The organism is Flavobacterium aestivum, from assembly GCF_026870175.2.
Lineage (GTDB): Bacteria > Bacteroidota > Bacteroidia > Flavobacteriales > Flavobacteriaceae > Flavobacterium > Flavobacterium aestivum.
Genome location: NZ_CP113977.2, coordinates 1,327,575 through 1,347,062 on the forward strand (window position 1 = coordinate 1,327,575; position 19,488 = coordinate 1,347,062).

The following is a 19,488-nucleotide window of genomic DNA, read 5'->3' on the forward strand; positions in this document are numbered from 1 at the left end:
AAAGGTCAATTTATTAGATTTTTATAATTCTGAGGAATAAAAAATAGAATCTGCCTTCCTGGAGTTTTTTAATAATAAATAATGTGATTTTATTGCGTTTAAGACGGGTCTACAGGTATATGGGAGTTTGTTTTCTTTGGCATGTTTGCGTATAATAGGGGTTATTTTCGGGTAATAGGTATGTCCAATTGTGGGAAACAAATGATGTGCGACATGATGGGTAAATCCTCCGTATAGAAAATCAAAAACAGGATTTCCGGCATTAAAATCTTTGGTAGCCATCAGTTGATGTTCGGCCCAGGTAACGTCCATTTTACCATTCGAAGGGGGTAATGGGAAATGGGCAGTTTCGTCTGCATGAGTAGATACCAACGCCACAACTCCAAATAAACTTGAGGTTAAGTGCATTACTATCCAAGCGGTAAAAATGGTTCCGAAAGATTGCTCTAAAACCCAATAAGGAATAATCAGCATGTAAAACAGATTGAATGCTTTGGCAACAAAAAGTTTTATATATTCTATGGAAGGGATGGTGTATACACGTTTTAAATAGTTGTCTTTGGTTCCAAAAAAATCTTTAAAATCTCTAATATATAACCAAATAAGAGTATAAAAGGGATATAAGAACCATATGTAAATATGTTGGTATTTGTGAAAACTATATAAAGGGCTATTAGGGAAAATGCGTATTATATCAGTTTGCTTAATATCACAATCCCAATTCTGAATGTTTGGGTAAGGATGGTGTAACAGTAAGTGACGCTGAATCCAAATTTCGCTATTTGTGCCAAAAAAATCTATTATATAACAGAAAATACGGTTTTGTTTTTTTGTTTCAAAAAGAGCTCCGTGGCTGGCATCGTGAAAAGAGTTCACAAAAATGAGTATCATAGAAAAACCCATAATGATGTAAATAGAAAACAATAAAGCTGTATTGTTTCCAAATGCTAAAATGCAGGAGTAAGAAATAAAAAATGCAGCTAGAAGTCCCAGTGCTTTTATGATGTTTTTGTATTGTAATCTTTTATCTTTTAGTACTGTTTCGTGTACTTCTTGGGCTAATTTTTTGAAAAAATCATCTTTTCCGGCACGAAGAAATTGTGGTTTTTGTACAATGTCGCGCATATCAAAATAATTGAGAATAACATCAAATTTATTACGTAAAATTATTTAAAAAAAGCGTTTGTTGTTAAGTATTAGTAAATTAGTTTTTATCAGATGGTATTATCAAACAAAAAAATCTTGCAGTGATGTAAGGGTTTGTTATGATTTTAAAAAAGGTTTTCAAAGCTTTTTTGTTAATGATTATATATTCTTGGTGTCCACTTTAGTGTAATTTTCTTTTTTATAAACAGGTTTTTGAAAATTTTCAGGATGTTTTCTTAATTGTTGAATTATTTTCAGATTTGTAATTTCATTATTTTCTCAATTACTTCCACATCAAATGCTTTGATTTTTTTGAGGGCTTTTTAGAAATGTTTTTATGTTTACTGTAAGTGTGATTATTTTGATGAGTATTCAATTGAAAAAGAAAGGTGTAAAAGGTTTAGGTTGTTGAAGGTTTGATTGTTTAAAAAAAAGTTTTTTGATTTTTTGAAGATTAGAAGCCTTGATGTTGGATATGGTTTGCGAAGTCGGGAGACTTAGACGAATGGTGAGCTTCCAAAAGAAAAGACATAAGAAATTATGTGTTTCCATCTTTTTTATCCTAAGTTGAAGTATGAATGATTTTTTCTACTTATTTTTTAAGAAAAAACTGTATCGATGAAGTTGGTTTTTTGGTGTAAAAAACTGTACTTTTCAAGAAAAAAATAAATGAATAGAATTGTATTGGTTTTGATGGGTGTTAGTCTTTCTGTGTTTTCTCAAAAAAAGCAACCTAGTGAAGAGGAAAAAAAAATGATTTATGAAATTACTTATAATGCGAGTAAAGAAATTTTTAAAGTTCCTGATTTTCCTTTTAAAAAAGTAAATAGAAAAATTGATGAAATTCAAAAGAAAATAATTCAACCTACTGAAGTGGTAAATTCTTCAGTAGATACTCTTATTTCACGAGGAGTTTTGAAATTGGAGAAATCTGAATATGGATATGACTTGTTATTTAATTCTCGATTTCCTGCATATTATAAAGAGAATGACGAGGTTTCTATTGTGGAATTTCACCCTGTAACAAGCAAGTTGTTTAATTTAAAAAAAGAGTTGATTGAAATTATGAACATTGGTGGAACTTCTTTCGGAAGTGAGTCTTTTTATAAGTTCAAAAACGGAAAAGAGATTAATTTGAATTTTACTACACTGCGTAAGCAAGATCAGATAAATAACGCAATTGATTTTAAAAATAACAATGAACTTTCTGAAATTAAGGGTAGTGTAATTTATAATATTAAATTCATTACAGATTATTCTCAGGTAAAGCTTTCTCAAAAGGATATAGGAAGTACTTTTAAGTTAAATAACATTCAGTATAATTTAGTTGATGTTATAAATAATGTGATTTTGATAGAGGCTACGGATCTGAACAGTGATCGAAAAAATGAAATACATCTGATAAATTATGATGAAATAGGCAATGTATTGATCAATTACAGCGATAGGGAAGTGGCAGAATTAAAAAAGAAAAACAAAAAAATCAATGATGAAAGGGCGGGTTTTAGTGATATTAGAGGAAATGTAAGTAAGCGTGTTTTTGATGCCTTTAAAGCTAACCCCATAATGACTTTTGAAGAATATAAAAAGACATTTACTATCGACGATGTAATAAATGATAAAAGGAAGTACATATTTATTCAAACTATCGCACCGATTAAAAATGATTTTGTCCTTTATGAACCCGTTTATGGGATAGACAGGACTTTTGAGATGATTCCGAATCTGAAAGAGCCAGAGCCTAAAAAAATGATCGCAGAAGATTACAATGCTCCACAATTATCTGCAGAATGGGACGAGAAGTTATTTGGAAATATTAAAGAATATAAGGAGAACTTTTATTATGCAACAAAAAAGAATGGCAAGTATGTAAAAGGTAAAATGCAAAATTATACCACTTATAAAAAGAATTCAAATGGGGAGTTTGTGAAAGATGAAATGTTTCCCAAGAAATCTGATTATCCGGAGAACAAGTATAATAATTTGAAACAAAAGATAGAATCAATAAGGTATGACGACGATGATAAGGTGATTGGAAAAACGATTTATAATTATGGACCTGGAAATAAATTAATCGAAGAGAAAAATTATTTGGAAAATGATACTTTAAGAAGCTTGGTAAAATATGATTATAATAAAAATCACATTGTAAAAACAACTGTTTCATATGATTATGTTGAAGGAGCGGTTGAGTTATCCGAGTCTCGAGATGATTTAATATACGATGAAAGAGGGAATCTTATAGAAGAACATTTTAAAAATAATATGGATGGTTCAGGTTATGTAGATGCATTGGTGATTTTTAGCAAATACGACTTGGATAACAGGAAAATTGAGGGATCACGTCAGGATTCACAATTTGGAGGGGATGGCAAAATTGAATTAAATATGAAAATGGAATATCTTAAAATTGATAATCAAAAAAACTGGTCCGAAATGTTTTTTGTGAATGGATTAGATTCTAAAACTCCAAATGCAAATTTTGTAGAGCGAATATTTGTATATGAATAGCGTTATAGATAACTTTTTCAGGACAAGACAGTGTAATAAAAAACCCTTACAGAAATGTAAGGGTTTTAAAATTTAGTACTAAATTATAATACTAGTATCTGTAATATTCTGGTTTGAATGGACCTTGAACTTCAACTCCAATGTATTCTGCTTGGTCTTGACGTAAAGTTTCTAATTCAACACCTAATTTAGCTAAGTGTAACATTGCTACTTTTTCATCTAAATGTTTTGGTAACATATAAACTTCATTTTTGTAAGCAGCGCTGTTTTTCCACAATTCAATTTGAGCTAGAGTTTGGTTGGTAAATGAGTTACTCATTACAAAACTTGGGTGACCTGTAGCACAACCAAGGTTTACCAAACGACCTTCTGCTAAAATGATAATGTCTTTTCCGGCGATAGTGTATTTATCAACTTGTGGTTTGATTTCGATTTTTGAAGCACCATGGTTTTTGTTTAACCAAGCCATATCGATTTCGTTGTCAAAGTGTCCGATATTGCAAACAATAGTTTTGTCTTTCATTTGTTCGAAGTGACTTCCAAGAACGATATCTTTATTTCCCGTAGTTGTAATGATGATGTCAGCATTTCCGATAACAGTGTCTAATTTTTTAACTTCATAACCGTCCATTGCAGCTTGTAAAGCACAAATTGGGTCAATTTCAGTAACAGTTACGATAGAACCAGCACCTCTGAAAGAAGCAGCAGTTCCTTTTCCAACATCACCGTATCCACAAACGATTACTCTTTTTCCAGCCAACATAACATCTGTAGCACGACGAACTGCATCAACAGCAGATTCTTTACATCCGTATTTGTTGTCAAATTTAGATTTAGTAACTGAGTCATTTACGTTGATAGCTGGCATTGGCAATGTTCCAGCTTTAACTCTTTCGTACAATCTGTGAACACCAGTTGTAGTTTCTTCAGATAATCCTTTGATTCCAGGAACTAATTCTGGGTAACGGTCAATAACCATATTTGTCAAATCTCCACCGTCATCAAGAATCATATTCAATGGTTTTCTTTCTTCACCAAAGAATAATGTTTGCTCGATACACCAGTCAAAAGACTCTTCGTCAAGACCTTTCCAAGCATAAACCTGAATTCCTGCAGCAGCAATAGCAGCAGCAGCTTGATCTTGAGTAGAGAAAATATTACAAGAACTCCAAGTTACCTCAGCACCAAGAGCAATCAATGTTTCGATCAAAACAGCTGTTTGAATCGTCATGTGCAAACATCCTGCAATACGAGCTCCTTTAAGAGGTTGCTCATCTTTGTATTCTGCACGAAGGGCCATTAATCCTGGCATTTCAGCTTCTGCAAGTTCGATTTCTTTTCTTCCCCAGGCAGCCAGAGAAATGTCTTTTACTTTGAAAGCCACATATGGCGTAGTCGTTGTACTCATTTATAGTATATTTGTAATTATTTTGTCCGTTTGCCATTTAGGCTCGGGTGAATTTTTTTTGCAAATTTAGACAATAACTTTAGAAAAAAAAAGGATTTAAGATTGTAGATTAACGATTTAAGAATTAGCGATTTAGAATTATATCATTCATCAAGTTTTGATGTAGATCTGAAATTGTTTTTTTAAGAACGTGGTTATAAATCTAAAATCAGAAATCGTTAATCTTCAATCAGCAATCAAATGCCTCTTTTTAAAATAATAAATCTTAATTCTTCAACTCAAATTCTCGTTTGGGAAATAACCGAGTCTTATCAAGAACTTTTTGAAGCTGTTGTTCTTAATGAAAGCAACATGAGCCGATTAAAAGGAATGAAATCTGAAATACACCAACGAGCTTTTCTGAGCGTGCGTAAACTGTTTCAAGAAGTGGGTTATACGGATTTCGATTTGTATTATGACGAATTTGGAAAACCACATTTGCATGATGGAAAGCATATTTCGATTACACATTCCCATCAATTTTCGGCTATAATTTTAAGTGACAAAGTTGTAGGAATTGATATAGAATTGCAACGAGAAAAAATAATCCGAATTGCCGATAAATTTGCCGATACTGAATTTTCTTATTTGATACCGAATAAAAAAATAGAATATATTAGGAAATTGACGGTTATTTGGGGTGCAAAAGAAGCTATTTTTAAAATTAGAAATGAAAAAGGAATTAGTTTCAAAGACCATATTAAAGTAAATGCTTTCGAAATGAATGATATGCAAGCTAAAACAGAACTTCATTTTGATGATATAATCAAAGATTTTAATATTTGTTTTGAAGAATTTGGATCAAATGATATTAATGGCTTTAAACAAAATTTTACTCTTGTTTACGCTTTTGAATAATATAAAAATAATTTAAGATCTTAATACAGCTAAGTGCGTGCTTTGAGAATCTCTATGTAATTGAGTATGATGGATATTTATAATGATATAGTTCGGGCGAAAACTGAAAACCGAAAATTACTAGCCATTCTTTTGGATCCCGATAAAATTATTTTGGGGAATTTAGAGTATTTAATCCAAAAAATAAATCAATCGCCTGCAACCCATGTTTTTATTGGAGGTAGCCATGTTCAAAATAATATTCTCGATGAGTTAATTGTTGTTTTAAAGCAAAAAATAAGTTTACCAATTATCCTTTTTCCTGGTAATCCATCTCAGATTTCTGCCAATGCTGATGCGATTTTGTTTCTTTCCTTGATATCAGGGCGAAATCCGGATTATTTGATAGAATATCAGGTAAATGCTGTACCTATTTTGAAGAAAACCCAACTCGAAATTATTTCGACAGGTTATATGTTAATAGAAAGTGGTAGCGAAACAGCAGTAGCTAGAGTGAGTAATACGAAGCCGTTAGCCAGAAATAATGACGATCGTGCTATGTATACCGCTCAGGCAGGAGAGATGTTGGGACATAAACTTATTTATCTCGAAGCGGGAAGTGGCGCCAAACAAGCAGTTCCCATTGAAATGATAAAAAAAGTGTCAAATAATATTGAAATTCCTCTAATTGTTGGTGGCGGAATTATAGATTTGCACGGCATTCAAAAAGCATATGAAGCAGGAGCCGATTTGGTTGTTATTGGAACCGCTTTTGAAAACGATGCTGAATTTTTTAATCAAAACAATTAAAGACATTGGGCGGTAACGCCTATAATAAATCTGAAATTAAATGTTTGACTATTTTTTTGCCCAATATAAAGATTATCCACTTCATGAAGTATACTTAGAATTGATAGCAGTCTTTTTTGGGCTTTGGAGTGTTTGGTGCGCTAAGAAAGATAATATTTGGGTTTTTCCAACAGGCTTAGTCAGTACATCTATATATGCCTATTTGCTTTGGCAATGGAGTCTGTTAGGTGATTCGATGATTAATATGTATTATTTTGTAATGAGTATTTATGGATGGTACCACTGGACTCGTAAAAAAGGTGATGTAGACGAATTTCCGGTATCAGTAACAACTAATAAAGAGAAAATTATTGGGATACTTATTTTTGGAGCGACACTTGTTTTTGTTATCATGGTATATCTTTATTTTAATAAATTTACCACTTGGTATTCGTATGTGGATACTCTTTTGACTGCACTGTTTTTTGTGGGAATGTGGCTAATGGCCAAAAGAAAAATTGAAAACTGGATTTTTTGGATCGCTGGTGACATAATATCAGTCCCACTTTATTTCGCAAAAGGATATACCTTTACTTGTTTTCAGTATATAATATTTACAATTATTGCCGTTTATGGCTATTTAGAATGGAAGAAAATCTTGAACAGCTCACAAAATCTGGAGCTTCGCCAATTATAAGGATTGCCATATTTGGACCAGAATCTACTGGGAAAACTACATTGGCAACACAACTCGCCGAATATTATAAAACGGCTTGGGTTCCTGAGTTCGCACGTGATTATCTACAAGAAAAATTAGACAACGGTCTTGGTGTTTGTGATGTAAATGATATGCTACCAATTGCATATGGACAAACCAAATTAGAGAATGAAAAGGAGATAATAGCCAATAAATATCTTTTTTGTGATACTACTTTATTAGTAACCAAAGTTTTTTCGGATTTGTATTATGGATTTTGCGATCCGTTGTTAGACAAAGCTGCTCGGGCTCATCAATATGATTTGTTTTTCTTGACAGATATAGATGTGCCTTGGGAAGACGATGGATTAAGAGATAGTCCAAACGGGAGAGAAACTATTTTTGGAGTTTTCAAACAGTCATTAATTGATAATAAAAAACCTTTTATAACTATTTCAGGTGATAAAGAAACCCGTTTGAAAAAAGCGGTTGCCATCATAGAGGATTTAACAAAGGCTTTAGAAATGGGCTTTACGTCTGATGATTTTTTACAAATTCATGAGCATGGAATTCCGTTAGAGAATATAAGAAAGCAGCTTAGTATTTTTAGTGAAGGAATTTCGAAAAGTATTTTGGTTAATCCGGCTACCGTAAATAATGGAATCCTGAAATTGACAGATCCTGATTTTGAACAAAAAGCTAATTATTTTGACGAGAATAAATCAAAATTTAAGCTAAAGAAATTTGTTCCTGCTTCAGGAGCAGCTTCAAGGATGTTTAAATTTTTGACGACTTTTTTGAATGAGTTTGATTTAGAAAACGAAAGTATCAATGCTTACATTAATCGAAAAAAAGATACTGAATTGTCACTTTTTATTGTTGGGATGGATAAGTTTTCTTTTTTTGAAATGGTAGACAAAAAGCTAAAAGAAGTATATCCTGATTTTGATGCTTTGGGACGTGACTATAAAAATTATTATTTTATAAAGATACTCCTATCACCGGAATATTTTGACTTTGCAAATAAACCAAAAGGAATTCTTCCTTTTCATAAATATGCGACCCATATTGCGGCTCCAATTCAAGAGCATTTGTTTGAATGTGCTTTTTATGCCACTTCTAATAATCAATCCAATTTGCATTTGACGGTTTCAGAAAATCATCAAACTCAATTTGAAGAAATTATTGAAAAAGTGAAGGGCGAAATTGAAGCCGAATCAAATTCAACTATAGCTGTTAGTTATTCATATCAAAAGAAAGAAACCGACACAGTTGCGGTTGATGCTGACAATAAACCTTTCCGAAATGAAAAAGGGATGTTGGTTTTTAGACCAGGAGGGCATGGTGCTTTGATTGAGAATCTAAATGCAATTGAAGCCGATGTTGTTTTTATAAAAAATATTGACAATGTAAGTCAAAATAACATTAAGAATGTTTCTTTTTATAAGAAAGCCTTGGCTGGTGTTTTAATGGAGTTGCAGCATCAGATTTTTGAGTATTTGAAAGAACTGGACAGCGACGAAGCTATGCCAGAAAAAATAAATGAAATTTTAGTTTTTCTGAAAAAACAGTTGAATGTCGAAATGAACGATGGTTTTCATAAACTCATATTGAAAGACCAAATTAGTAAATTGAAAGAAACATTAGACAAGCCTATCAGGGTTTGCGGAATGGTAAAAAACGAGGGCGAACCAGGTGGAGGCCCTTTCTGGGTAAGAGGAACGGATGGTAGTGTTTCTTTGCAAATTGTAGAAACCTCCCAAGTTGATTTGACAAATAAAGATCAAGTAAAAATTTTATCTAATGCAACTCATTTTAATCCAGTGGATTTGGTTTGTGGTCTGAAAAATTACAAAAACGAAAAATTTGATCTAAAGCAATTTATTGATTCCAATAGTGGTTTTATTGTGCATAAAAATAATGGAGGCGTTGATGTAAAAGCATATGAATTACCTGGATTGTGGAATGGTGCTATGGCAAATTGGTTAACAGTTTTTGTAGAGGTTCCTTTATTTACTTTTAATCCTGTGAAAACTGTAAATGATTTATTAAAACCAGCACATCAACCGTTGTAAAAATGGAAATCCAAACGATTCTTTCGGAGATAAAATATAAAGCGGTAAGGAGTAGTGGTGCTGGAGGACAAAACGTCAATAAAGTTTCATCAAAAGTGGTGCTGACTTTTGATTTGCCCAATTCCCAAGCATTGTCTGAGGAGGAAAAACTAATCTTGAAAACTAATTTGCAGAACAGATTAACAGCAGATTTGATGTTGATTCTGAATTGTGATGAAGACCGAAGTCAGCTCAAGAACAAAGAGATAGTAACCAAACGGTTTTTAGATATTATAAAAAAAGGGTTGCATGTTCCTAAAGAACGTAAACCGACTAAAATCCCAAAATCAGTAATTCGAAAAAGAATTAAGGATAAGAAAAACGTGTCGGAGATAAAGAAAAATCGTAGAAAGCCAGAGTTTTAGTCTTAAGGTATAGATGTTTAAAGAGCATGACTTGTTTTAGGATTGAAAATCTTAAGGTATAAACTATAAATCTTAATTCTTTTTTTACCTTTGTGCCGTCTCAAAGGGGTGCTCTAAATAACGAGCTGAGATCATACCCAAAGAACCTGGACAGATAATGCTGTCAAGGGAAAAAATGACAAAAAATAGCTTTTGCTTTAACAATTTGTCATAAGAACAATTATTTATTAATTTAAACAAAAGAATAATTCCCCCTTTTATTCGTAATTTTTACGGATGAAATTTTCATTTAATTTTATTAGCCGAACCCAAGTAACTGCTAACGGACAAGCTAAAAACGCAAAGACGCAAAAATCAATATTTTTGATGTCTATTTCTTTTTCTCTATTTTCTTTATTCTCATTCGCTCAAGTGAAAGACACAACAAAGGTCAATCAACTTGATGAAGTTTTAGTTTCGGCTATACGGGTTACATCAAAAGCGCCAGTGACTTTTAGTAATTTGGATAAAAAAGATATTAAATTTCGAAATTTAGGGCAAGATATTCCGATATTGATGAATTACCTGCCTTCGGTAGTGACAACTTCAGATGCAGGAAATGGTGTGGGGTATACTGGAATTAGAGTGCGTGGTAGTGATGCGACTCGTGTAAATGTAACGATCAACGGAATTCCGTATAATGATTCTGAAAGTCAAGGGACTTTTTGGGTAAATATGCCAGATTTTGCCTCTTCCGTTCAGAGTTTGCAATTGCAACGTGGGGTGGGAACTTCTACAAATGGAGCAGCGGCTTTCGGAGCGAGTTTGAATATGTTGACTGATTTCTATTCGGATAAGGCTTATGGCGAAATTTCCAGTTCGTATGGAAGTTTCAATACGTTCAAAAATACGGTAAAATTCAGTACCGGTTTGATGAATGACCATTTTGAAATTGCAGGTCGTTTGTCAGCATTGCAATCAGATGGATATGTAGACCGAGCTAGTTCAGATTTGAAATCGTATTTTCTTCAAGGAACTTATGTTGGGAAAACAACTTTAATCAAAGCATTGACTTTTGGCGGAACCGAAAAAACATATCAATCTTGGTTTGGTGTAGATGCTGCAACTTTAGAAAGTGATAGAACTTTTAATGCAGCTGGAATGTTTAAGGATGAATTTGGGAATATTCGTTTCTATGATAATCAAACAGATAATTACCAACAAGATCACTATCAATTACATTGGAATGAAAGAATCTCTGAAAAATGGAACACAAACCTAGCGTTTCATTATACCAAAGGGAAAGGATATTATGAAGAATATAAGGAAGACCAAGATTTTGCTGATTATGGTTTAGCGCCAATCGCTGCTTTACCAACTGTAAATACTACTGATCTTGTGCGTCAAAAATGGTTGGATAATGACTTTTATGGAACTACTTTTTCTGCCAATTATAAAGAAGACAAATGGGATGTCATTTTAGGTGGTGGATGGAATAAATATGAAGGAGACCATTTTGGGAAAGTGATTTGGGCAAGATATGCTTCGACAAGTGAGTTGGGAGATCATTATTATGATGATTTTGCAGCCAAAACGGATGGCAATATTTTTGCTAAAGCAAATTATAAATTGAATGATAAATGGGCGCTGTTTGGAGATTTGCAATTAAGAAACGTTACTTATAAGGCCAATTCATCAGAAACTGGTTTGGTTGATGATAACTTTAATTTCTTTAATCCAAAAGCGGGAGTAACTTATCAACTGAATGAAATCAACAGTTTTTATTTTTCGTATGCGAGAGCCAACAGAGAACCTAACAGAACTGATTATGAAAATGGAAGTCCAAAACCGGAAAAATTAAATGATTTTGAATTAGGATGGCGTTATCTTTCGGATCAAATTAAACTAAATGTCAATACGTATTATATGGGATACAAAGATCAATTGGTTTTGACGGGAGAACTAGATGATGTTGGAGCACCAATAAGAGCCAATAGTGGTGATAGTTATAGACTTGGTTTGGAGGTTGATGCAACTTTTCAGCTTTCGGAAAAATGGGTGTTACAGCCTAATGTAACTTTGAGTCAAAACAAAAACAGAGATTTCTATTTTACAAGAGATGGTGTTTTACAAAATCTAGGAAATACAAATATTGCTTATTCTCCAGAGGTAGTGGCAGGGAATCGTTTAGGATTTACACCTATAAAAGATCTTCAAATGTCATTGTTCTCTAAGTTTGTAGGCGAACAGTATATGGGAAATATTGATTCGGATGGTTCAAAGTTGAAAAGCTATTTTGTGAATGACTTTAATATCTCGTATGAGTTTAGACCAAAAAGTATTTTTAAGTCTATTTTGATTTCAGCTTTGGTCAACAATATTTTTGATAAGAAGTATGTGAGTAATGGATTTTTCTATACTTATGATGATGATTATAGTAATCCACCAGCTATAAAAACAATAGAAGGTGCCGGTTATTATCCACAAGCAGGAATTAATATTTTGGGAGGACTGACTTTAAAGTTTTAGTAACTCAGTATTATATGAAATTATATGAACAAACAAAAAACCTGAAAGTCAACTTTCAGGTTTTTTGTTTAATTGTAAACTCTAATAATATTCGCGTTTACTTCTACCCGGTATTGTTTCAAGGGATATTTCATGTTTCCTAATCCTGTAAATAAGCTGTATTCTTTATTATCACATGCACAAATGGCATTAACACCTTTTACTGTCATGGTAGAGCATGTGCTCAATTCCTGATTGGGGCAGGCAGCATCAAATGCGTTGTAACCACTTCCGGTATTAAAAACAATAATGCCTCGTGCGCCAGCATTTGCATAATAAATAGAGTTACTCGGATATTTTAATGTAGAATAGGTTGGTAAATTGGTGTTTAGATCTACAGTAAAATTGTAATTTGGAATGTAGGGATTTGTGTTAGAATTTTCGTTATTGCTGCATCCAAGGAAAAAAAAGGAGGCAATACTTAAAAGAATGTATTTTTTCATATAAAGACAATATTTTTTAAAAGAGATATAGGATTTGCAACCAGATTAGTGATATGCATATTTCATCATCAAAAATTAAGTATAAAGTATTAGTTAAACAAATTTAATTTATTTAACTTTGAAATAGATATGATTAACATATAATTATAGACTGAGAAAAAAATATAGTATCTTTGTGGAAAGAAATCCCGTCCTGATGGGATTTTTTCTATTTATATAAATGACGAAATTATGAGCGCAATATCTTATTACACAGCGGAAGGATTAAAAAAATTAAGAGAAGAATTAGATTATTTAAAAAGTGTGATGCGTCCAAAAGCATCTGCTGATATAGCCGAGGCAAGAGATAAAGGAGATCTTTCTGAAAATGCAGAATATGATGCAGCTAAGGAAGCCCAAGGAATGCTAGAGATGAGAATCGCTAAACTAGAAGAGGTACATTCTAATGCTAGATTAATTGATGAGTCTAATTTAGATCTTTCGAAAGTATTGGTTTTGTCGAATGTGAAAATCAAGAACCAAACTAACGGAATGGAAATGAAGTATACACTTGTTGCCGAAAGTGAAGCCGACTTGAAAACTGGAAAAATATCGGTTACATCACCTATAGGAAAAGGTTTGTTGGGTAAAAGAGTAGGGGAAGTTGCAGAAATTACAGTTCCTAACGGTGTTTTGAAATTTGAAATTCTGGAAATTACCAGAGAGTAATCTTTAGTAATTAGATGGTAGTTTCTGTACCTTCTCTATGTTTTTTATTCTAAATTTTTAAATATAAAAATAACATGAGTTCTATTTTTAAAAAAATCATTGATGGAGAAATTCCATGTTACAAAGTTGCTGAAGATGAAAACTTTTTGGCTTTTTTGGACGTAAATCCCAATGCAAAAGGACATACACTTTGTATTCCTAAGCAAGAAATAGACAAGTTTTTTGATATCGAAGATGAATTGTATCTTGGATTGATGAAGTTCTCTAAAAAAGTAGCCACTGCTCTTGAAAAAACAGTTCCTTGTAAAAGAATTGGTATGGCAGTAATTGGCTTAGAAGTTCCTCACGCACACGTGCACTTAATCCCTTTGAATGAAATGGGAGAAATGACATTCAAGCACAAAGTGAGTTTGACAAAAGAAGAATTTGAGGCTTTGGCAAAAAGGATTCAAGAGAATTTATAAAAATATTATAGACATAAGAGCACGAATCTTTTAAGGACTAATTTAAAAGATTCGTGTTTTTTTATGCCAAAAAATAAATGTTATGAAGGGTACATTTTTATTTTTGATGTTTACAATTATTGGTTTTGGACAATCAAAAGTGACCTATACTTTGATAGATGCTAAAATGGATAAAATTCCCCACGATTTAAGTATAACAACAACTGGAATCGCGGAATATATTAATGCCAATTTCAAATCTGAAAATGATAAAGTGAGAGCAGCTTTTTATTGGACAGCATCAAATATTAGATATGATATTCAGAACATAGGGTCTATTGATTATAAAGAAATATCTCAGGATAAAATAAAGAATACGCTGCTTACCAAGAAAGGAGTCTGTATTCATTATGCGGAGGTCTTTAATGATATTGCTAAAAAAGTGGGAGTTAAATCCTATCTTGTTTACGGATATACAAAACAAAACGGAAAAGTTGATATACTGTCACACGCATGGTGTGCTGCTAGAATCGATAATGCTTGGTGGCTTTTTGATCCAACATGGGGAGCAGGTTATATTCAGAATAAGAAGTTTATCAAAAAAATAAATAATCTCCATTATAAAGCAGCTCCAAGTCAATATATAGCAACCCATATGCCTTTTGATTATTTGTGGCAATTTTTAAATTATCCGGTAACCAATCAGGAGTTTATTGACGGGAAAACACAATTAAATAAAGCTAAACCTATTTTTGATTTTGTAACTCAAATTGAGGATTATGATCGTTTGTCAGATCTTGACAAAGCAAGAACGTCTTTGATCCGAATGGAAAAAAACGGCGTTAAAAATAATTTAATCCGAGAAATAATTCTTTCAAGAAAGAGTGAAGTAGAGGCTCTTCAGAATAACGATGCAATGGCTAAGCTGGAGGTAATCAGTAATGATTATAATCAAGCTATAGTTATGTTTAATGATTTTATTTTGTACCGTAATAAAAAATTCAAGCCAGCTTTACCAGATGAAGTGATTAGGGAAATGATTGAAACCCCAAAGCAAAAAATAGTAGATTGTCAAAACCGTATTTATGCGATTGGTAGTTATAATGACGCCAATGCTGCGAGTGTAAAATCATTAAAAAATGCAATAATAGATGTACTTAAACAAGTAGAAGCACAAGAAAAATTCGTTAATGATTATTTAAGTAAAAGCAAATTAGCTAGAAAAGCAATGTTTACCAAAGTGACATTTATTGGTATTCCCTCTAGATAGAAGTATGCTCTTTTTTAAAACTGATTTGCATTGTAGTTCCTTTTCCAATCTCAGAGCTTAATACTTTTATGTGTCCTTTGTGATATTTCTCTACAATTCTTTTGGTAAGTGAGAGACCTAATCCCCAACCTCTTTTTTTGGTAGTAAATCCAGGTTCAAATATTGTATTGAACTCCTTTTTGGGAATACCACTCCCTGTATCGATAATGCTTATCTTAACAAAATGGGCATCTTCTTCAATGTTTAAAGATAGTTTGCCTCTTCCTTTCATGGCATCAATAGAGTTCTTTACAAGATTTTCTATAGTCCAACTGTGTAAAGTTGGGTTGAACAATATATTTATTGGAGTTTGTGGTGCCTTGAACGTAAAATCAATTTGGTTTGAAAATCGAGCAATTAAATAGTCAAAAGAATTTTTAGTTTCTTCAATAATGTCTTTGTTCTCCAGTTTAGGTTCAGACCCAATTTTAGAGAAACGATCCGTAATAGTTTGCAAACGTTCTATATCTTTTTCAATTTCTATCGTTATGGATTCGTCTACATTGTCCAATTTTAAAATTTCTAACCAACCAATTAAGGAGGAGAGAGGCGTTCCTATTTGGTGTGCTGTTTCTTTCGCCATTCCAGCCCACAGTTTGTTTTGGGTTGCCACTTTGTTACTTTGGTAGAAATTATATATCAAAAAAGCAATTAAGATAATAATAAGAGATAAAGCAATAGGATAATACTTTAGTTTGTCTATCAAAGAGGAATCACCATAATATAATTCTTGTGATTTTCCAGGAGCATAAATGATTTTTATTGGCTCATTTTCACTTTTCAATTCATTTAAATATTCTTGAGCTTTTATTTTATCTTTTATAATAGTTTCATCAATATTTACTGAGTTGATAATACTGTCATTTTCTGTTAGAATTAAAGGAATAGTGGTGTTATTGCTAAATATTTGAAGGGGTAAATCTACTTCGGTATTTTCTCCTGCATTGATTAGTGTTTTTTGAGCTGTTGCCCAAAGATTCATTTTTATCCGTTCCTCATTTTTGAATATTTGAAAAAATGTATAGGTGTTCCAAAGGATAATGGAGATAATTAGAAAGGAAATAAAAACGATAATCCAACGAATAGGGTTGTTGCTTTGCGAAAAAATCATAAATGTAAATTTGTGGTATAAATATAGCGAAATATATAGGAGTGGGATTGTGTTATGCCAAAAATCATTGTTTTTAGGCGCTTGTTCTTACTGTTCGTTATATTCCTGATTAACAAAAACTATGGCAAAAAGCTTTGTTTTTATAAATCGGGAGATACTACTTGCATCAGGACTAGGCCTTTTGTAGTTATAATATAATTGTGGAATAATCGGTAATCTTACGGCTATTTTGTTATTTTTGTCCAAATAAAAATTTTATGATTAGTATTGATCCAAAAAGTATTGAGACCGTAAAACTACAAGGGTATTTGCAAAGTTCCGTAGGGCCTAGACCTATTGCTTTTGCTAGTACTATTGGCGAAAGTGGAGTCCCTAATTTGTCACCTTTTAGTTTTTTTAATGTGTTTAGTGCCAATCCGCCTATACTTGTTTTTTCGCCAGCAAGAAGAGTACGCGACAATACAATTAAGCATACCTTAATCAATGCAGAAGCTACTGGAGAAGTTGTGATCAATGTGGTAAATTATGATATTGTGCAACAAGCCTCTTTGGCAAGTACTGAGTATGCTGATGGAGTTGACGAATTTTTAAAATCTGGACTTACACCAGTACCATCAGATGTTGTGAAGCCTTTTAGAGTTAAGGAATCTCCAGTACAGTTTGAATGCAAAGTGACACAAATCATTCCGTTAGGGACAGAAGGCGGAGCAGGAAATTTAATTCTTTGTGAAGTTGTTAGAATGCATATCAATGAAGCGATTCTGAATGAAAATGGTGCTATTGATCAACATAAAATTGACTTGGTTTCCAGATTAGGAGCTAATTGGTATTCTAGATCCAATCAAGGATTGTTCGAAGTGCCAAAGCCATTGACAACATTAGGGATTGGTGTAGATGCCATACCGGATTTTGTAAAAAACAGTCCAGTTTTTGATGGAAATGATTTAGGGATGTTAGGTAATATTGAAGCCTTGCCCACAACAGAAGAAGTTAGTATATTTGTAGATCAAAATTTTGCCGTAAAGGCAGTTTTGAGCTCGGATGACCAGGAAAAAGTACACTTGGAAGCCAAAAGGTATCTCTTAAATAATGATGTACTTTCGTCTTGGAAAGTGCTTTTAGCCAAAAAAATAAATTCAAAATAACAATAATTAAATAAAAGAAGATGGAAGTATTAGGAAAAATTAAAGTTGTTAACCCAGAACAACAAGTAAGCGCATCATTTAGAAAAAGAGAGCTGGTTGTTACTACTGATGAGCAATATCCACAGCACATCATGATAGAATTTACACAAGATAAATGTGATTTGCTAAGCAATTATAACATAGGGGAAGCCGTAAAAGTTTCTATCAATTTAAGAGGAAGAGAATGGGTTAATCCACAAGGAGAAACTAAATATTTTAATAGTATTCAAGGATGGAGAATTGAAAGAATGGCTGCTGATGCACCAGTTCAACAAGCTCCTCCAATGCCAGCAGCTGCTACTTTTGCACCAGCTACTAACTTAAATGAAGAAGAAGCAGACGATTTGCCATTCTAAGATATAAAAGAGTAATTAGAATTAAAAAGTCAGAAGTTTGAGGTTACTTGAATTTCTGACTTTTTTTATTTTTGAAATTGAAAAATGTATTACTTATCTAAAGCTTTATTCTTTCCACCAGTTTCTGACGCTGATGTTGATGGAATTCTTGCATTTGGAGGTGACTTGTCTCCAGAGCGGTTGCAGTTAGCCTACAAAAGCGGAATTTTTCCTTGGTTTAACGAAGGAGAACCAATTATTTGGTGGGCTCCCGACCCTAGGATGGTATTATTCTTTGATGAATTGATTGTTTCAAAAAGTATGAGAAATATTCTGAATCGGAATCATTTTAAAGTTACTTTCAATCAAAATTTTAGAGAAGTTATTTCTAATTGTCAGCAAGTAAAGCGAAACGGGCAGATCGGAACCTGGATTACCAATGAAATGATTGATGCTTATTGTAAACTCAACGAATTGGGAATGGCAAAATCGGTTGAGGTATGGCAGAACGATCAATTGGTTGGTGGATTATATGGTATCGATTTGGGCCATGTTTTCTGTGGTGAAAGTATGTTTTCTTTGGTTTCAAATGCTTCTAAAGTTGCTTTTATAGCTTTGGCTAATCAGCTTAAAAAAGATAATTACCAACTTTTAGATTGCCAAGTGTATAATGAACATCTTGAAAGTTTAGGCTGTGTAGAAATAGAAAGAACCGTTTTTATGGAGATTTTAAAAACGGTTTAATTTCTTAGTTGTAAAGTAAGTAAAAATCTTAGAAGTTCAACTTTGTAAAACTCCAATTCAAAGTATTAAACAATACCAACTCATTTTCTAATGTTGGTAAATCCATTATTATTTTTAAGGTTTCGTGTGCCATCATAGTCCCGATCATTCCTGGTAATGTTCCCAATACGCCATTCAAATTGCAGTTAGGTACATCTTTTGGGTTGGGTGGTTCCGGAAACAAATCTCTAAGGTTTTTTGTGCCATTATGATTGAAAACGGCCAATTGACCTTCAAATTTTAAAATACTGCCATAAACCAATGTTTTTCCTAAAGCAATACAAGTGTCATTTGCTAGATAACGGGTTTCAAAATTATCGGATCCATCTACAACAAGATCAAAATCCTGCATAATCTGGCTGGCATTTTCAGAGGTCAATTTTTCTTCGAAAGCTATAATTGTAATCAAAGGATTCATTATTTCTAATGTTTCTTTTGCCGTTTTGGATTTGCTAAGCCCCACTTGTTTTTCGGTATATAGAATTTGGCGATGCAAGTTATGAAGCTCGATTTTGTCAAAATCTACAATGCCAATGGTTCCCACTCCAGCTGTAGCAATGTACTGTAATATTGGACAGCCCAGTCCGCCAGCGCCTATGACTAAAACTTTGGCATTTTTTAATTTTTTTTGCCCTTCTTCACCTATTTCAGGTAACATCACTTGACGGTTATATCTTAAATATTCTTGAACGATACTCATTTTTTATTAAGTCTTAAAG

The 19,488-nt window shown here is 32.7% G+C and carries 18 protein-coding genes; 13 read left to right on the forward strand and 5 right to left on the reverse strand.

What is annotated here, in order from left to right; translation table 11 throughout:
- Window positions 1–21 precede the first annotated feature (21 nt).
- The gene (locus OZP08_RS05770; protein ID WP_281323207.1) at window positions 22–1,125 is read right to left on the reverse strand and encodes a fatty acid desaturase family protein; all 1,104 of its coding nucleotides are present in this window, start codon (window positions 1,123–1,125) and stop codon (window positions 22–24) included.
- A 690-nt stretch (window positions 1,126–1,815) separates the two neighbouring features.
- Between OZP08_RS05770 and OZP08_RS05775 the strand changes: the two genes are divergently transcribed.
- A complete protein-coding gene (locus OZP08_RS05775) occupies window positions 1,816–3,657 on the forward strand; it encodes a hypothetical protein (RefSeq protein ID WP_281323208.1) in 1,842 nt (613 codons plus the stop codon).
- Window positions 3,658–3,748: 91 nt separating this feature from the next.
- Here OZP08_RS05775 and ahcY read toward each other — a convergent pair whose 3' ends face one another.
- Window positions 3,749–5,065, reverse strand: a complete 1,317-nt coding sequence (gene ahcY, locus OZP08_RS05780) for an adenosylhomocysteinase (RefSeq protein ID WP_281323209.1) — start codon at window positions 5,063–5,065, stop codon at window positions 3,749–3,751.
- Between the two features lie 240 nt (window positions 5,066–5,305).
- On the opposite strand from ahcY, the gene OZP08_RS05785 reads away from it, so the two are divergent.
- The 6 genes from OZP08_RS05785 to OZP08_RS05810 all read left to right on the forward strand — a co-directional run bounded on the left by OZP08_RS05785 (window position 5,306) and on the right by OZP08_RS05810 (window position 12,414).
- Window positions 5,306–5,962: a 4'-phosphopantetheinyl transferase family protein gene (locus tag OZP08_RS05785; protein ID WP_268848719.1), complete on the forward strand. Its 657-nt coding sequence runs from the start codon at window positions 5,306–5,308 to the stop codon at window positions 5,960–5,962.
- Window positions 5,963–6,028: 66 nt separating this feature from the next.
- Window positions 6,029–6,751, forward strand: coding sequence for a phosphoglycerol geranylgeranyltransferase (locus OZP08_RS05790; protein WP_281323210.1), 723 nt, complete (start codon window positions 6,029–6,031; stop codon window positions 6,749–6,751).
- Window positions 6,752–6,791: 40 nt separating this feature from the next.
- A complete protein-coding gene (pnuC, locus tag OZP08_RS05795) occupies window positions 6,792–7,427 on the forward strand; it encodes a nicotinamide riboside transporter PnuC (protein ID WP_268848721.1) in 636 nt (211 codons plus the stop codon).
- Window positions 7,376–9,502, forward strand: coding sequence for a DUF4301 family protein (locus tag OZP08_RS05800; RefSeq protein ID WP_281323211.1), 2,127 nt, complete (start codon window positions 7,376–7,378; stop codon window positions 9,500–9,502). The genes pnuC and OZP08_RS05800 overlap by 52 nt, the downstream gene beginning before the upstream one ends.
- 2 nt (window positions 9,503–9,504) lie before the next feature.
- Window positions 9,505–9,906, forward strand: a complete 402-nt coding sequence (gene arfB / locus OZP08_RS05805; RefSeq protein WP_268848723.1) for an alternative ribosome rescue aminoacyl-tRNA hydrolase ArfB — start codon at window positions 9,505–9,507, stop codon at window positions 9,904–9,906.
- 276 nt (window positions 9,907–10,182) lie between these two features.
- Window positions 10,183–12,414 carry a TonB-dependent receptor gene (locus OZP08_RS05810; RefSeq protein ID WP_432419629.1) on the forward strand — a complete coding sequence of 744 codons (2,232 nt, stop codon included), beginning with the start codon at window positions 10,183–10,185 and terminating at the stop codon, window positions 12,412–12,414.
- A gap of 68 nt (window positions 12,415–12,482) precedes the next feature.
- On the opposite strand, the gene OZP08_RS05815 is transcribed toward OZP08_RS05810, so the two are convergent.
- Window positions 12,483–12,896 carry a Rieske (2Fe-2S) protein gene (locus tag OZP08_RS05815; RefSeq protein ID WP_281323212.1) on the reverse strand — a complete coding sequence of 138 codons (414 nt, stop codon included), beginning with the start codon at window positions 12,894–12,896 and terminating at the stop codon, window positions 12,483–12,485.
- Window positions 12,897–13,127: 231 nt separating this feature from the next.
- On the opposite strand from OZP08_RS05815, the gene greA reads away from it, so the two are divergent.
- From greA to OZP08_RS05830, 3 genes are all read left to right on the forward strand, one after another.
- Window positions 13,128–13,604: a transcription elongation factor GreA gene (gene greA, locus OZP08_RS05820; protein WP_268848726.1), complete on the forward strand. Its 477-nt coding sequence runs from the start codon at window positions 13,128–13,130 to the stop codon at window positions 13,602–13,604.
- Between the two features lie 74 nt (window positions 13,605–13,678).
- A complete protein-coding gene (locus tag OZP08_RS05825; protein ID WP_268848727.1) occupies window positions 13,679–14,068 on the forward strand; it encodes an HIT family protein in 390 nt (129 codons plus the stop codon).
- Between the two features lie 82 nt (window positions 14,069–14,150).
- Window positions 14,151–15,317, forward strand: coding sequence for a transglutaminase domain-containing protein (locus tag OZP08_RS05830; protein WP_268848728.1), 1,167 nt, complete (start codon window positions 14,151–14,153; stop codon window positions 15,315–15,317).
- Here the strand turns inward: OZP08_RS05830 and OZP08_RS05835 are convergent.
- Window positions 15,310–16,467, reverse strand: coding sequence for a sensor histidine kinase (locus OZP08_RS05835; RefSeq protein WP_268848729.1), 1,158 nt, complete (start codon window positions 16,465–16,467; stop codon window positions 15,310–15,312). The genes OZP08_RS05830 and OZP08_RS05835 overlap by 8 nt on opposite strands.
- A 257-nt stretch (window positions 16,468–16,724) precedes the next feature.
- On the opposite strand from OZP08_RS05835, the gene OZP08_RS05840 reads away from it, so the two are divergent.
- From OZP08_RS05840 to aat, 3 genes are all read left to right on the forward strand, one after another.
- Window positions 16,725–17,612, forward strand: coding sequence for a flavin reductase family protein (locus OZP08_RS05840; RefSeq protein ID WP_268848730.1), 888 nt, complete (start codon window positions 16,725–16,727; stop codon window positions 17,610–17,612).
- Between the two features lie 20 nt (window positions 17,613–17,632).
- Entirely contained in the window at window positions 17,633–18,007 is a 375-nt protein-coding gene (locus OZP08_RS05845) for a DUF3127 domain-containing protein (RefSeq protein ID WP_268848731.1), read from the forward strand.
- Between the two features lie 84 nt (window positions 18,008–18,091).
- Window positions 18,092–18,730, forward strand: a complete 639-nt coding sequence (aat, locus tag OZP08_RS05850) for a leucyl/phenylalanyl-tRNA--protein transferase (RefSeq protein WP_268848732.1) — start codon at window positions 18,092–18,094, stop codon at window positions 18,728–18,730.
- Window positions 18,731–18,758: 28 nt separating this feature from the next.
- Here the strand turns inward: aat and OZP08_RS05855 are convergent, their stop codons facing one another.
- Window positions 18,759–19,469, reverse strand: a complete 711-nt coding sequence (locus OZP08_RS05855; RefSeq protein ID WP_281323213.1) for a HesA/MoeB/ThiF family protein — start codon at window positions 19,467–19,469, stop codon at window positions 18,759–18,761.
- Window positions 19,470–19,488 lie beyond the last annotated feature (19 nt).

Excerpts from the sequence above, each read along its gene's own strand:
- OZP08_RS05775 (WP_281323208.1), top strand. The coding sequence starts at position 1,816 with ATGAATAGAATTGTATTGGTTTTGATGGGTGTTAGTCTTTCTGTGTTT.
- OZP08_RS05840 (WP_268848730.1), top strand. The coding sequence starts at position 16,725 with ATGATTAGTATTGATCCAAAAAGTATTGAGACCGTAAAACTACAAGGG.
- OZP08_RS05800 (WP_281323211.1), top strand. The coding sequence starts at position 7,376 with ATGGAAGAAAATCTTGAACAGCTCACAAAATCTGGAGCTTCGCCAATT.
- OZP08_RS05815 (WP_281323212.1), bottom strand. The coding sequence starts at position 12,896 with ATGAAAAAATACATTCTTTTAAGTATTGCCTCCTTTTTTTTCCTTGGA.
- greA (WP_268848726.1), top strand. The coding sequence starts at position 13,128 with ATGAGCGCAATATCTTATTACACAGCGGAAGGATTAAAAAAATTAAGA.
- ahcY (WP_281323209.1), bottom strand. The coding sequence starts at position 5,065 with ATGAGTACAACGACTACGCCATATGTGGCTTTCAAAGTAAAAGACATT.
- arfB (WP_268848723.1), top strand. The coding sequence starts at position 9,505 with ATGGAAATCCAAACGATTCTTTCGGAGATAAAATATAAAGCGGTAAGG.
- pnuC (WP_268848721.1), top strand. The coding sequence starts at position 6,792 with ATGTTTGACTATTTTTTTGCCCAATATAAAGATTATCCACTTCATGAA.
- OZP08_RS05770 (WP_281323207.1), bottom strand. The coding sequence starts at position 1,125 with ATGCGCGACATTGTACAAAAACCACAATTTCTTCGTGCCGGAAAAGAT.
- OZP08_RS05825 (WP_268848727.1), top strand. The coding sequence starts at position 13,679 with ATGAGTTCTATTTTTAAAAAAATCATTGATGGAGAAATTCCATGTTAC.
- OZP08_RS05785 (WP_268848719.1), top strand. The coding sequence starts at position 5,306 with ATGCCTCTTTTTAAAATAATAAATCTTAATTCTTCAACTCAAATTCTC.
- aat (WP_268848732.1), top strand. The coding sequence starts at position 18,092 with ATGTATTACTTATCTAAAGCTTTATTCTTTCCACCAGTTTCTGACGCT.
- OZP08_RS05810 (WP_432419629.1), top strand. The coding sequence starts at position 10,183 with ATGAAATTTTCATTTAATTTTATTAGCCGAACCCAAGTAACTGCTAAC.
- OZP08_RS05790 (WP_281323210.1), top strand. The coding sequence starts at position 6,029 with ATGATGGATATTTATAATGATATAGTTCGGGCGAAAACTGAAAACCGA.
- OZP08_RS05845 (WP_268848731.1), top strand. The coding sequence starts at position 17,633 with ATGGAAGTATTAGGAAAAATTAAAGTTGTTAACCCAGAACAACAAGTA.
- OZP08_RS05855 (WP_281323213.1), bottom strand. The coding sequence starts at position 19,469 with ATGAGTATCGTTCAAGAATATTTAAGATATAACCGTCAAGTGATGTTA.
- OZP08_RS05835 (WP_268848729.1), bottom strand. The coding sequence starts at position 16,467 with ATGATTTTTTCGCAAAGCAACAACCCTATTCGTTGGATTATCGTTTTT.
- OZP08_RS05830 (WP_268848728.1), top strand. The coding sequence starts at position 14,151 with ATGAAGGGTACATTTTTATTTTTGATGTTTACAATTATTGGTTTTGGA.